General features: G+C 73.0%; 11 protein-coding genes. 6 read left to right on the top strand and 5 right to left on the bottom strand.

Annotated features, from left to right (window positions below):
* Nucleotides 1-492 precede the first annotated feature (492 nt).
* Entirely contained in the window at nt 493-1,131 is a 639-nt protein-coding gene (locus J7W19_RS26520; RefSeq protein WP_004945459.1) for a HEAT repeat domain-containing protein, read from the bottom strand.
* Between the two features lie 454 nt (nt 1,132-1,585).
* On the opposite strand from J7W19_RS26520, the gene J7W19_RS26515 reads away from it, so the two are divergent.
* The 3 genes from J7W19_RS26515 to J7W19_RS26505 all read left to right on the top strand — a co-directional run bounded on the left by J7W19_RS26515 (nt 1,586) and on the right by J7W19_RS26505 (nt 5,713).
* Complete coding sequence (locus J7W19_RS26515; protein ID WP_004945461.1) at nt 1,586-3,448, top strand: 3-hydroxyacyl-CoA dehydrogenase family protein; 1,863 nt, start codon at nt 1,586-1,588, stop codon at nt 3,446-3,448.
* A gap of 355 nt (nt 3,449-3,803) precedes the next feature.
* Nucleotides 3,804-4,661 carry a TetR family transcriptional regulator gene (locus tag J7W19_RS26510; RefSeq protein ID WP_004945463.1) on the top strand — a complete coding sequence of 286 codons (858 nt, stop codon included), beginning with the start codon at nt 3,804-3,806 and terminating at the stop codon, nt 4,659-4,661.
* 200 nt (nt 4,662-4,861) lie between these two features.
* The gene (locus J7W19_RS26505) at nt 4,862-5,713 is read left to right on the top strand and encodes a hypothetical protein (protein ID WP_004945466.1); all 852 of its coding nucleotides are present in this window, start codon (nt 4,862-4,864) and stop codon (nt 5,711-5,713) included.
* A gap of 196 nt (nt 5,714-5,909) precedes the next feature.
* Here the strand turns inward: J7W19_RS26505 and J7W19_RS26500 are convergent, their stop codons facing one another.
* The 4 genes from J7W19_RS26500 to J7W19_RS26485 all read right to left on the bottom strand — a co-directional run bounded on the left by J7W19_RS26500 (nt 5,910) and on the right by J7W19_RS26485 (nt 9,633).
* Nucleotides 5,910-6,551, bottom strand: a complete 642-nt coding sequence (locus J7W19_RS26500) for a gamma carbonic anhydrase family protein (RefSeq protein WP_004945473.1) — start codon at nt 6,549-6,551, stop codon at nt 5,910-5,912.
* A gap of 175 nt (nt 6,552-6,726) precedes the next feature.
* Nucleotides 6,727-8,232 carry an MFS transporter gene (locus J7W19_RS26495; protein ID WP_004945476.1) on the bottom strand — a complete coding sequence of 502 codons (1,506 nt, stop codon included), beginning with the start codon at nt 8,230-8,232 and terminating at the stop codon, nt 6,727-6,729.
* A 124-nt stretch (nt 8,233-8,356) separates the two neighbouring features.
* Nucleotides 8,357-8,506: a hypothetical protein gene (locus tag J7W19_RS26490; RefSeq protein WP_158688778.1), complete on the bottom strand. Its 150-nt coding sequence runs from the start codon at nt 8,504-8,506 to the stop codon at nt 8,357-8,359.
* Between the two features lie 62 nt (nt 8,507-8,568).
* On the bottom strand, nt 8,569-9,633 hold the full coding sequence (locus tag J7W19_RS26485; RefSeq protein WP_004945479.1) for an Lrp/AsnC family transcriptional regulator: 1,065 nt from the start codon (nt 9,631-9,633) through the stop codon (nt 8,569-8,571).
* A gap of 113 nt (nt 9,634-9,746) precedes the next feature.
* Here J7W19_RS26485 and J7W19_RS26480 point away from each other — a divergent pair, with 113 nt between their 5' ends.
* The 3 genes from J7W19_RS26480 to J7W19_RS26470 all read left to right on the top strand — a co-directional run bounded on the left by J7W19_RS26480 (nt 9,747) and on the right by J7W19_RS26470 (nt 12,254).
* Complete coding sequence (locus J7W19_RS26480; RefSeq protein WP_040889936.1) at nt 9,747-10,487, top strand: SDR family NAD(P)-dependent oxidoreductase; 741 nt, start codon at nt 9,747-9,749, stop codon at nt 10,485-10,487.
* A gap of 242 nt (nt 10,488-10,729) precedes the next feature.
* On the top strand, nt 10,730-11,050 hold the full coding sequence (locus tag J7W19_RS26475) for an effector-associated constant component EACC1 (RefSeq protein WP_004945484.1): 321 nt from the start codon (nt 10,730-10,732) through the stop codon (nt 11,048-11,050).
* Nucleotides 11,043-12,254: a caspase family protein gene (locus J7W19_RS26470; RefSeq protein WP_158688779.1), complete on the top strand. Its 1,212-nt coding sequence runs from the start codon at nt 11,043-11,045 to the stop codon at nt 12,252-12,254. Before J7W19_RS26475 ends, J7W19_RS26470 begins: the two co-directional genes overlap by 8 nt.
* The last annotated feature ends 12 nt before the right edge of the window (nt 12,255-12,266 follow it).

Raw genomic sequence — 12,266 nt, 5'->3', positions numbered from 1 at the left:
GGGGCGCCCCGGTCCCTCCCCCAGAGGGGGCACCCCCGTGCACCCGCACCGCAAGGGCGCTAACCTGATGCCGAACGGTGGAGTCCACACGGAAAAAGGGCCCCGCCCGGACCGGTATCCGGACGGGACCCAAGGGCTTTACGGCCCTCGGCTTGGGTTGTGCGAGCCGAGGGTCAGCCCTTCCGCAGCCACTCCCTCACCTTCCGCGTGAAACGCTTCCAGATCGACGGGCGAGGCCTGCGGTGGCGACCTGTCATAGGAGCGCCCCCCTTTCAACACGGCCAAGATCCGGTGACCGCTACCGGAGGAACCCGGTGTCCGGGGTCCCCCGCGAACCGACGTACGCCGGTCCCTCCATGAAGGGGGGCGCCCCGAAGGACGCCGCCGCACACATTACCTGCCGCTGACCTCAACTCACCTTGTGCAAAGGGAATTCGCCCGGTCAGGTGATTGCCCCCACGGACGCACCATCCAGCCCGTCGAAACGCACACTCACCCCCGCGGCCCGTTGCGCGCGCGCACCGTCGGGAGGGGCCGGCCGTTGAGCCGGGCGAGGGCCACTATCGCCGCCGGCCGCAGCCGCTCGTGCTCGCGCGCCGCGACCAGGGTCGCCTCGGCCCGCCGGTCCCCGAGCAGACCCAGTCCCTCGACACACGCCCGGGCGACCGGCCAGCAGTGGTCCCGCGCGGCCAACAGCCGCTCCAACGTGGAGAGGAGGGCGGGCACGGACTCGGGCGCGCGCAGCTCGGTCAGCAGCCGGACGGGGTGGACGGCGTACGCGGTCCGCAGCGGGTTGGTGGCGAGGGCGGCGGCGGCGCGGGCCGTCCGCGGGTCGCGCAGCCGCGCGAGCGCGTACGCCGCGGTGGCGCACCGCACCGGCTCCCGGTAGTTGAGCAGCAGCACCAGCGTCTCGAAGGCCCGCCGGTCCCCCTGGACGCCGAGCGCGAAGGCGGCGATCTCCCGGGCCCAGAGCGGCTGTTCGGGGGCGACCAGTACCTCCGCGAGCTCGTCGCGGGCGGCGCGGCCGTCGGTGCGCGCGAGGGCCAGCAGCCGTTCGTACGCCGTGAACTCGGCCGGGGAGACCAGTTCGGCCCGCACCCGCTTCAGCAGTACGCGGAATTCCTCTTCCATTCCCGCTCCTCCCCGAGTGGCCTGTACCACATACTAATTCGGGCCCCCGCCCCCTGGCGCTCGCGGTTACCGGTGAGTTAATCTCCCGGCACGAGCCGCACCCCGGCTCGGGCGGCCGGTGACGCGGCCGTCGTGGCACCGGAGTTCCCGGTGCCGTCCGCCGGTTCGGCACTCCAGTACGGCACGGCCCCGGGACAGGGCCGGCCGCTCGCACGACTCCCTCCCCGTGGACGCCCTTTACCCGTCCGCGGAAATCCTTAAGGCGCCGCGCCCGCGCGGGGACGCGCCGCGCCTCCGCGCCCGGCAGCGCCGCCGGGCCGGTACCCCGCAGCCCCCGAAGCTCCCGTATTTCCCGCAGCTCCCGTCGCTCCCGCCGAGTTCCCCGTGCCCGGGGCACGCCCGCCGCCGCTCCCTGCGGGCCCCCGGGCCGGAAAACACCCTCTGGAGTCCCGTCATGGACCGTCAGTCCACCGTCCCGCCGTCCCCCGCCACCGGCCGTACCCCCACCGGCCGTACCGCCGCCGAGGCCACCGCCCCCGCCGGCCCGCTGCGGTCCGTCGCCGTCGTCGGCCTCGGCACCATGGGCTCCGGCATCGCCGAGGCCCTGGTGCGGGCCGGCCGCGAGGTGGTCGGCATCGACGTCAGCGCCGAGGCGGCCGGCCGAGCCGTCGAGTCGCTCACCGCCGCCACCGCCCGCGCGGTCACCCGCGGCAAGCTGACCGAGGACGAACGCCGGGCCGCCCTGGGCCGGTTCCGCACCTCCGCCGACCTCGCCGACGCCGCCGGCGCCGACCTGGTGATCGAGGTCGTGCCCGAGGACTACGCGCTCAAGCACGACGTCTTCACCGCCCTCGACGGAATCGTCGCGCCCACGGCGATCCTGGCCACCGGCACCAACGCACTGTCCGTCACCCGCCTCGCCGCCGACTCCGCCCATCCCGAACGGGTGCTCGGCCTGCACTTCTTCAACCCCGCGCCGGCGATGAAGCTGGTGGAGGTGGTCTCCTCGGTGCTCACCGCCCCGAGCGCGGTCGCCGCCGTCACCGAACTCGCCCACGAGCTGGGCAAGGAGCCGGTCGCGGTGGGCGACCGGCCCGGATTCGTCGCGGACGGGCTGCTGTTCGGCTACCTCAACCAGGCCGCCGCCATGTACGAGTCGCGGTACGCGTCCCGCGAGGACATCGACGCCGCGATGAAGCTGGGCTGCGGGTTGCCGATGGGACCGCTGGCCCTGCTGGACCTGATCGGCGTCGACACCGCCCGGACCGTGCTGGAGGCCATGTACGCGGCCTCGCGCGACCGGCTGCACGCGCCCGCGCCGATCCTCGGGCAGCTGGCCGCGGCCGGGCTGACCGGCCGCAAGGCGGGCCGCGGCTTCTACACGTACGCGGCGCCGGGCTCGTCGGAGACCGTCCCGGACGCGGAGACGCCCGGGGCGTCCGGCACCGGGACGGCCGGCCGGCCCGTGCGCTCCGTCGGCGTCGTCGGCTCCGGGACGATGGCGAGCGGCATCGCCGAGGTCTTCGCCCGGGCGGGCCTCCCGGTGGTGCTCGCCGCCCGCACCGCCGACAAGGCGGAGGGCGCCCGCGCCCGGGTCGCGGCGTCACTGGCCCGCTCGGTGGAGAAGGGCCGGATCACCGCCGGGCAGCGCGACGCGGCCCTGGAACTGATCACCCCGGCCGGCTCCCTGGACGCCCTCGCGGAGGTGGACCTGGCCGTGGAGGCGGTGGCCGAGGACCTCGCCGTCAAGCGGGAGCTGTTCACCGCGCTCGACAAGGTGTGCCGATCCGGAGCCGTCCTGGCCACCACCACCTCCTCGCTGCCGGTGATCGCCTGCGCCCGGGCGACGTCCCGCCCGCAGGACGTCGTGGGCATGCACTTCTTCAACCCGGCGCCCGCGATGAAGCTGGTGGAGGTGGTGCGGACGGTGCTGACGGCGGACGACGCCCACGCCACCGTCCGCGAGGTCTGCGCGGCCGTCCGCAAGCACCCGGTGGACTGCGGGGACCGCGCCGGGTTCATCGTCAACGCGCTGCTGTTCCCGTACCTCAACAACGCGGTGAAGATGGTGCAGGAGCACTACGCCTCGCCGGACGACATCGACACCGCCATGAAGCTCGGCGGCGGCTACCCGATGGGCCCCTTCGAACTCCTCGACGTGGTCGGCCTGGACGTCTCGCTCGCCATCGAGCGCGTCCTGCACCGCGAGTTCCGCGACCCGGGCCTCGCACCCGCGCCCCTGCTGGAACACCTGGTCGCGGCGGGCTGCCTCGGCCGCAAGACGGGACGCGGCTTCCGCGAGTATGCGCGGGCCTGACGCCCCGGCCACGGGGACCGCGGCGGAACGCTCCGGGGGCCCGGGGGCGCGGGACGCGGCGGCGGACTCCCCGAACCCGGCCCGGCGAGGCCCGACGGACGGTCCCGGGGCCTCGGATTCGCGTGCCGCGGCCGACAGCTCCAAGGGCCCGGCGGCGCGAGGCGCGGCCGAACGGTCCGGGAGCCCGGGGCCGCGTGGCGCGGGTGAGGGCTCCCGGGAGGCGGCCCCGAGCCACGCGGTCGAGCGGCCCGGGGGCCCGGGAGTACGGGGCGCGGCGGAAGGGTGGGGCGGGCTGCTGGAACCGGTCGGCGGTCCGTCCCGGCGCGGGCGCGCGGGGGCGTGTTACGTTCCCCACATGTCCCAGCCCGCCAAGTCCGTCCGCTCCCCGCGCGGGACCGCCACCAGCGGCTCCGAGGAGCCCGGGCCGCCCGGCCCGCGCCCGTCGCCGTCCTCCCCCGCCCCGGAGGCCGCCGGCTCCCGGCGCGCCGCCGCCCAGCGCCTCACCATGCGCCGCAAACTCGCCGCCGCCGCCATGGAGTTGTTCGCCACCAAGGGCTACGAGGCCACCACCGTCGACGAGATCGCGGCGGCGGCCGGGGTCGCCCGCCGCACGTTCTTCCGCCACTTCCGCTCCAAGGAAGAGGCGATCTTCCCGGACCACGACGACACCCTCGTCCGCGCGGCCGGGGTCCTGGACGCTGCCCCCGCGCACGAGAACCCGCTCGACACGGTGTGCCGGGGCATCAAGGAGGTCATGCGCATGTACGCGGCCTCCCCGGCCGTCTCGGTCGCGCGCTACCGCCTCACCCGCGAGGTCCCCACCCTCCGCGAGCGCGAGATCGCCTCCGTCGCCCGCTACGAACGCCTCTTCACCCGTTACCTCCTGGGCCACTTCGAGGAGGGCACGCACCACGACGACGACCCGCTGCTCGCCGAGGTCGCCGCCTCCGCCGTCGTCACCGCCCACAACCACGTCCTCCGCCGCTGGCTCCGCAGCGGCGGCGAGGGCGACGTCGAGGCCCAGCTGGACCACGCGTTCGCGATCGTCCGCGAGACCTTCGGCAAGGGCATCGGCGCGGGCCGCGCCCCGCTGCCGGAGGGGCCTGTGGTCACGGCGCACCCCGAGGGCGAGGTCATGGTGGCGGTGGCGCGGACGGACGCGCCGCTGGGGGATGTGATGGCGGCGATCGAGAAGGTGCTCAAGTCCCGTTGAGGGCGGGGGTGTCGCGGCCCGGCCCCACCCGGACCACCGCCTCCGGCCGGCCGTAACACCGGCCCGGCCGTCACGCGCGTCCGGCCCGGGCGGCCGAGGACACCGCCGGTGCGTGCCGAGTACCGCCACGGCAGACGTCCGGCCGGCACGACCTCCGACCCGAGGGCGGGCCGGTTACGCGGGGTACCTAAAGTGACGCCATGTCCCATCCTGCCGACCAGTCGCCCATCGACGTCCTCGACACCTACCTGGAAGCCCTCTCGGACGCCCTGTGCGACGGTTTCGACCATGGCGCCGACGGCCCGCCGCCCCTCCCGGAGCGTCCCGTTCTCGCCGGCCCCGGCGCCGGGGAAGGGGAGGACGAACTCGTCGCCTGGGCCCTGGGCCGGCTCGACGGCATCCCCCGCGAGCCGAAGGACGCCTTCCAGCGGGAGGTCAACGGCTTGCTGTACGAACTGCGCAGCCGCCGCAACCCCTGGAACGCGGCGGCGCTGCGGCTGCTCGACGATCACTACACCTTCGCGGCGACCGGACCCCGCCTGCACGAGGACTGGACGCAGGACGCCATCGCCGTCATGCGCCGGTCGGTCCCCGATCCCCGCCGCTGGGTACGACTGGACTGGGACCGCAACAGCACCGCCCGCCGGACGGTGCCCGCTTACCCCTTCGAGCCGCCGCCCGCTTCCGGTTTCTCCCAGTTGCTGCACCCTGTGGAGAAGGAGGCGGCGGTCGCCTCGCTCGCCATCATGACCGAGTCGTGGGGGACGGAAACCGCCCCCGTCCGGTCCCGCCCGGACCGGGACGCCGTCCTGGCGGACGCCCGGACGCTGCTCGACCGCTACGGCCCCACGGCCCGCTTCCGGACCACCGCGGAGGCCGCCGCCTCCGACCCCGCCCACGACTTCATCGCGTCGGGCCTCTCCGCGTACTTCTGCTTCAGCGGCTTCCTCACCTGCGAGTACATCGACGGCATCGACCTCTGGGGCGATCTCGGGCTGATCGCGGTGAGCGAGGACGAGGTGGGCCTCTTCTGGGCGATCGCCGCCTACTAGTGCCGCATCAGGCAACGTTCGCCCACCGACCCGGTGCCCCTGCGGTGATCCGCAGCAGCCGTCTGCCCCTGTCGTCATCGGTCTCACGGACCCGCACTCGCTCTGCCGTCAACACAGCTTGCCGGGGGCGCGCCCGCCGGAGTGGCATCCGGACGGCGTGTCACCTCCGCACAGCACAAGGGCCGCTGATGCGGCACTAGCCGGGATTCACAACCTCGTCGTCCCAGTGCGTGCCGAACTCGGCGACGCGCACCTCCGCGATGTGCTCGTACCGGCTGATCCGGTCGGTCCACTCCATGTCGACACCGAACGCCACGTGCGCGAAGCCCACCCGGCCGACGGCCTCGGCCAGGCCCGGATCGCCCGGGGCCACCAGCCGCACCGGCGTGTCAAGCGCCACGGTGTGCGGCGGCACGAAGTACTCGCCCGGCAGAACGGTGCGCGCATGGACGAGCGCGCCGACAGCGACAACCGAGCCGGCCCCCAACCGCGCGCTCTGCAGGACCGTCGCCGCGGTCGCCACATAGACGCACCTGCCGACCTCGCAGCCCAGCAGCGTGGCGTGCGGCCCCACGAAGACGTGGTCGCCGACAAGCACCGGCTGATCGCCGGCGACCGCAGACCCGCGCAACACCGCGTTCTCGCAGATCACCGCCGCCTCCCCGACCTCGATCCGAGCCCCCTCGGCGTCGAGCACCGCACCGTACATCACGCGCGCCCTCGGTCCCACGCGCACATCACCGACCAGCGTGGCCGTCGGCGCGACGTAGGCGGTGGGATCGACCTGCGGTTCATGTCCGCGATGCCGGATGCGGATTCCTTGCGTTTCAGCGATCACGAGCGGATCCTCGCCCGACCGACCGCCAACATGCTGGCGGATTTCGGACGGGACGTTCGTCGAGACTGCGCCATCCGAACCGAGGCACTACAGGGCGAACGTGCGCCGATGCGGCACCAGGACCCCGCCCGGCGCGCCTCTCCCGGGTTCTCCCCGCCGCTCCGGCGGGACCGCCTCACACCGTGGCGCCGTCGTCCGGCGTCCGGCCGGCCGCGATCCCCGCCGCTTCCTCCTCCGTCGCCACCGACGGCGGCGACCCTTCCAGCGGCCGGCCGGCCGTCTCCTTCATGCGGGCCACCGCGGCCACGCCGACGAGGGCCGCGCCCGCCGCGTACCAGGCGGGGGCCAGGTCGCTGCCGGAGGCGTGGATCAGGCCGGTGGTGATCAGCGGGGTGGTGCCGCCGAAGAGGGAGGTGGAGAGGTTGTAGCCGATGGAGAGGGAGCCGTAGCGGACGCGGGTGGGGAAGAGGGCGGGGAGCGCGGCCGACATCGTGCCGAGCAGGCAGACCAGGGGAAGGCCGAGCAGGAGCATGCCGCCGAGCACGGCGAGCAGACTCCCCTGTCCGATCAGCAGAAACGCCGGTACCGACAGCACGACGAAGCCGCCCATACCCGCCATCAGCAGCGGTTTCCGGCCCACGCGGTCGCTGAGCCGGCCCACCGTCGTGATGACGCACATCAGCAGCAGCATCGTCACGACGAGGACGGCCACGCCGTGCGCGTCGTCGTACCCCAGCCGGTCGGTCAGGTAGGTGGGCAGGTAGGAGAGCAGCATGTAGTCGGTGATGCCGTAGGCGCCGGCCAGGACGACGCACAGGGCCAGCCGGGATCGTTGCGTGGTGAAGATCTCCCGTAGCCCGGCCGTCGCCTCCCGGTGACGGCTCCGGTCGGCGGGCTCCTCGGTCAGTTTCCGGAAGGCCGGCGTGTCCTCCAGCCGCAGCCGCAGGTACAGGCCGACGAGCCCGAGCGGTCCGGCGACGAGGAAGGGGACGCGCCACCCCCACTCCCGCATCCCGTCGCCGCCCAGCCACGCGCTCATGAGCGTGACGAGTCCGGCGGCGCCGACGTAACCGGCGAGGGTGCCGAATTCGAGGAAACTGCCGTAGTACCCACGGCGTTTGTCGGGCGCGTACTCGGCGATGAAGGTGGAGGCGCCGCCGTATTCGCCCCCGGTGGAGAAGCCCTGGAGCATCCGGAGCAGGATCAGCAGGACCGGGGACCAGAATCCGATGGCCGCGTAGGAGGGGATCAGGCCGATGGCGAACGTGCCGGCGGCCATCAGCACCATCGTCAGCGCCAGCACCCGCTTGCGGCCGACGCGGTCGCCGAGCGGCCCGAAGAACAGCCCGCCGAGCGGTCGTACGAGGAAGGCCACGGCGAAGGTGGCCAGGGACGACAGCAGCCGCACCGCGCCGTCGCCGGACGGGAAGAAGACGTCGCCGATCGTCACGGCGAGGTAGCTGTAGACGCCGAAGTCGAACCACTCCATGGCGTTGCCGAGCGCCGCCGCCTTCACCGCGCGTCTCACCAGCCGCTCGTCCGTGACCGTGACGTCCGTGCGCCGCGAGCGGGAGGCGCGACGGCGTTCGGCCGCCCGGGAGAGCGCCGGGTGCCGGCTGTCGGCCGCGGCCCTCGCATCGCTGCCGTCGCGCCGGACCGCGGCGCTGCTGCCTTTTGGCAAGGCTCGGTTTCCTTTCCTGCGGAGCGCGGGCCCGGCGGGCGTTCCCCACCCTGGCCCGTTTTCGCGGCTCGCCTTCACACTGGGCGGCCCCGGGAAACGGCGGGTGGCCGAATCGCGACGCAGATCACGTTCCGGGCGGCGCGATCACGTTACGGGCGGCGCGCATCACGTCCGGAGCGTCGCGCATCACCTTCCGGCCGACGCCGATCACGCTCGCGCCGGCGCGGATCACCTGCCGGGCGACGCAGATCACCTTCCGGCCGACACGGCTCACGTCCCGGCGACGCGACTCACGTCCCGGCGACGCGGCTCACGATCAGGCGACGCGGCTCACGATCAGGCCGGAGCGGACGGAAGCCGCCGGGGATCCGCTGCCCCGACGAGGCGATCACCCGATACGAGCGTGCCCGCCTGCTTGACGTGCCGCAGAACGGGCGACACCTCCATGCTCTGCAAACCGGGCAGGGCACCGATCCGGTCGGAGGTGAACTCGAAGAGCTCGTCGAAGTCCCGGCAGTGGGCGACGGCATGGATGTTGTACGGGCCGGAGATGGCCGCCGCGAAGGCGATCTCGGGTTCCCGCGCGAGCGCGCGGCCGACGTTCTTCACCTCCGACGGGTGCACCCGCAGCCACAGGTTGGCCCGTGCGTGAAAGCCCAGGGCCGCCGGGGCGATCTCGACGTCGAAGTACACGACGCGTCGCCGCAGCAGGGCGCGGAGGCGGCGGGACGCCCGGCCCGGCGTGGAGTCCGTCGCCGCGGCGAGGGCGACGAGACCGGCCCGGCCGTCCGCGGCGAGCGCGTCGAGAAGCCGCTCGTCCTCGGGGGTGAGACGTACGGGGTCGCCGGCGACCACCGGGGACTCCGTGAACGGCTGTTCCTCCCCGGCGAGCATCGCCTCCTGCTCGGGGGACAGCGTGCCGCGCAGCGCGGCCCAGTAGTGGCCGCGGCCTCCCATGAACTGGCGGAGCATGGCGAACGCGTCGATGTCGAGCACCGCGGCGGTGCGCGGGAGCCGCCGGCCGAGCAGTTCCTCGCGCTGCGCCCGGTCCCGCGACTGCGTCGCGCACGTGACCTCGGAGCCCGCCGCCCCCACGGCCACCCAGTTGACGTCGTCCCGCCGGGCGAGCGCGTTCGCGATCGCCTCGACGCTGCCGGGCCGGCAGCGCAGCCGCACCAGCCACCTGCTCTGCCCCAGCGCTCCCGGGTTCACCACCCCGACGACGCGGAGGACGCCCTCGGCGCACAGGCGCCGGTACCGGCGGTTGACGGCGCTCTCGGTGAGGCCGAGCGCGGCCGCCATCGAGGCGAAGGACGCGCGGGGCGCGACCTGCAACGCGCGGATGATTCGGACGTCGTCGGGCTGGATCTCGAAGGATCCGGACGCGGAGGCACCTGTCACAGCGGGAATCCTACGAACCGGCCCGCCCGGATCGCCCCGGGACGGCACGGCGAGCAGACTCCCCCCGTACGACCGAACCACCGAACCACCGACGAAACGGAGACGACCGTCGTATGCCATCGACCAGCAGCACAGGGCGGCGAACACCGACCGCCCTCGTCATCGGAGCCTCGCGCGGCCTCGGCCACGCGATGGCGGCCGAGTTCGTCCGGCGGGGCTGGAACGTCATCGGCACGGTCCGCGACCCCTCCGCGCGCACCCCCCTGCACGATCTCGCGGAACGTGCCGACGGGCGCGTCACCATCGACCACCTCGACGTCAACGAGCCCGGCCACCTGCCGCCCCTGCACGAGCGCCTGCACGAGCGCCTGGCGGAACGCGACCGGCTCGACCTCCTCTTCGTCAACGCCGGCACCACCAGCGACGAGTGGACCCCCATCGGCGAGGTGACGACGGACGCCTTCGTCGAGGTGATGACCACCAACGCCCTCGGCCCCCTGCGCGCGATCGAGGCACTCGAAGACCTGGTGTCCCCCACGGGCCTCATCGGAGCGATGTCGTCCGGACAGGGCAGCATCACGAACAACACGACCGCGGGCCGCGAGCTCTACCGGGGCAGCAAGGCGGCGTTGAACATGTTCCTGCGCTCCTTCGCGGTCCGGCAGGCCCAGGCCCACGCCGGGCGCGGCTGCGTCCTCCTGGCGCCGGGCTGGATCCGCACCGAACTCGGGGGCCCCGACGCGCCCTTCACCGTCGAGGAGAGCGCGCCGCTCCTCGTGGACGTCCTGCTGTCCCGGCTGGGCACCCCCGGCCTGGCGTACCTGGACCGCGAGGGGCGGACGGTGCCCTGGTGAACCACCCCGACGAGACGACGGCCGGTCTTGACCGCGCCCTGAAGGCATTCGGTGAAACCCTGGGCCGTACCGACGTCAAAGCGGCGTTGCGCACGCGGGAACCGTCTCCCGGGAGCCGGCACGTCCGATGTGCTGATTCTCGTACGTGAGGGTCCATTCCCGTGGCAGGATGACCGACCCGGCACGATATCCGGATCCGGATCGAACGGGCGCCGAGCCGAGTGGGGTAACGGGGGACCGGCATGGGGGACAACATCGAGCTGACCGTTTCCGATCCCTCGCAGATGCTTCCGCTGCGGGATTGGCTGCGCGGCCAGCCGGGCACGGACGTGGCCATGGCACCCGGCCGGCCGGGGCACGGGGAGTTGGGCACGTTCGACGTGCTGGTCGTGCTCGCCAGCAGCGCGGGTGTGGTGGAGGCGTTCAGGACGCTGCCGGAGTTCTTTCGCTCGCGGCGGTCGGGCCTACGGATCGAGATGACCGTTCGTGGGGAGCGACTTGTCCTGGAGGCTACCAACGTGGATGAGGTGATGCCGATTCTGGAGCGATTGCTCGATGAGTGACAGTCCCTTGCGGGACTACTCGCGTTCACGAGCAGTCCTGATCGGGGTGTCGGACTACAGGTTTCTGCCGCCTGTACCGCCCGCCGGCAACAGCCTGGATCGGATGGCGGGGCTGCTCACCGGCCCCCTGTGCGACTGGCCTGCTCACCGGGTGCACATCGAGCGCGACCCACGTCGCCGCGGAGGTCTGCCGGACACTCTCATGACCGCATATGAGGACGTCACGGATGTCGCCCTTTTCTATTTTGTGGGCCACGGCCACTCCGTGGAAGACGAACTGTGCCTGGCACTGTGTGAGTCCCCTGAGGAAGGCTACCGGCGAACGACCATCGGGCTTCCGTTCGCCGATGTGCGTGCCGCCCTGCGGGCATGCGAGGCCCAGACGAAGATCCTCATCCTGGACTGCTGCTTCGCCGGTGTCGCCACCCAGCCGCGGCACTGCCTCGGCGACGGCCATGCCACTGAGCGGCTGATCGACATGACGGCCGGCACGGGCGCCATCACCCTGGCCGCCAGCGGCGCCTACAACAAAGCCGGATTCGAACCGGACCGCGTGGCACCCCGCCCCCAGACGTACTTCACGAAGTACTTCGTCGACGTGGTCGAACAAGGCGTGCCCGGCCATCCCGGGGGCCTCCCGTTGAACCTCGTCTACGCCCGCACCGCAGACGCCCTCGCGCGCGACCGCAGACCAGCGCCGACTTGCTCTTCCCGGCATGACGCCGGCCGTTTCATTCTCGCCCGCAACGCCGCCGAGCCCGCGGGACCCTTCGGAATGCCGCAGCCCGAGGCGCCGACGACACCGCCGCGACAACCTGTCTCCAGCCCACCGCAGGAGCCCGGTTTCCGTCCGCCGACGCACACCGCGTTCGTGCCGCCGCGACCTCCTCGGCCCCCGCTGAGCCGGGCTCTCCGAGGACCGGTGTCCCGCGCTGTCCGGCTACTCCTCGCCCTTTTGCTCATCCCCCTGACATGGCTGCTGTGTCTCTTCCCAATGCAGAGCGAGACGTACGGCATCAGACTGCTGGGATTCATCGGGTTCCTCGTCCTGCCGGTGCTGGGGCTGTGGCTGTCGTGTTCGGCCGTCGCCCGACGCAGCGGCCGCCTGAGCAAGGGAGTCAGGATCCCGGCGACTGTGGGAATAGTCGTCCACGGAACACTGGCGCTCGCCCTTCTGATAGGCGTTATGAACGACCTGACCTGAGCTTGAAGACGG

The sequence above is a fragment of the Streptomyces mobaraensis NBRC 13819 = DSM 40847 genome, assembly GCF_017916255.1.
GTDB lineage: Bacteria > Actinomycetota > Actinomycetes > Streptomycetales > Streptomycetaceae > Streptomyces > Streptomyces mobaraensis.
The sequence above is the reverse complement of the archived record's forward strand: the minus strand, read 5'-3'. Positions and strand labels throughout refer to the sequence as shown.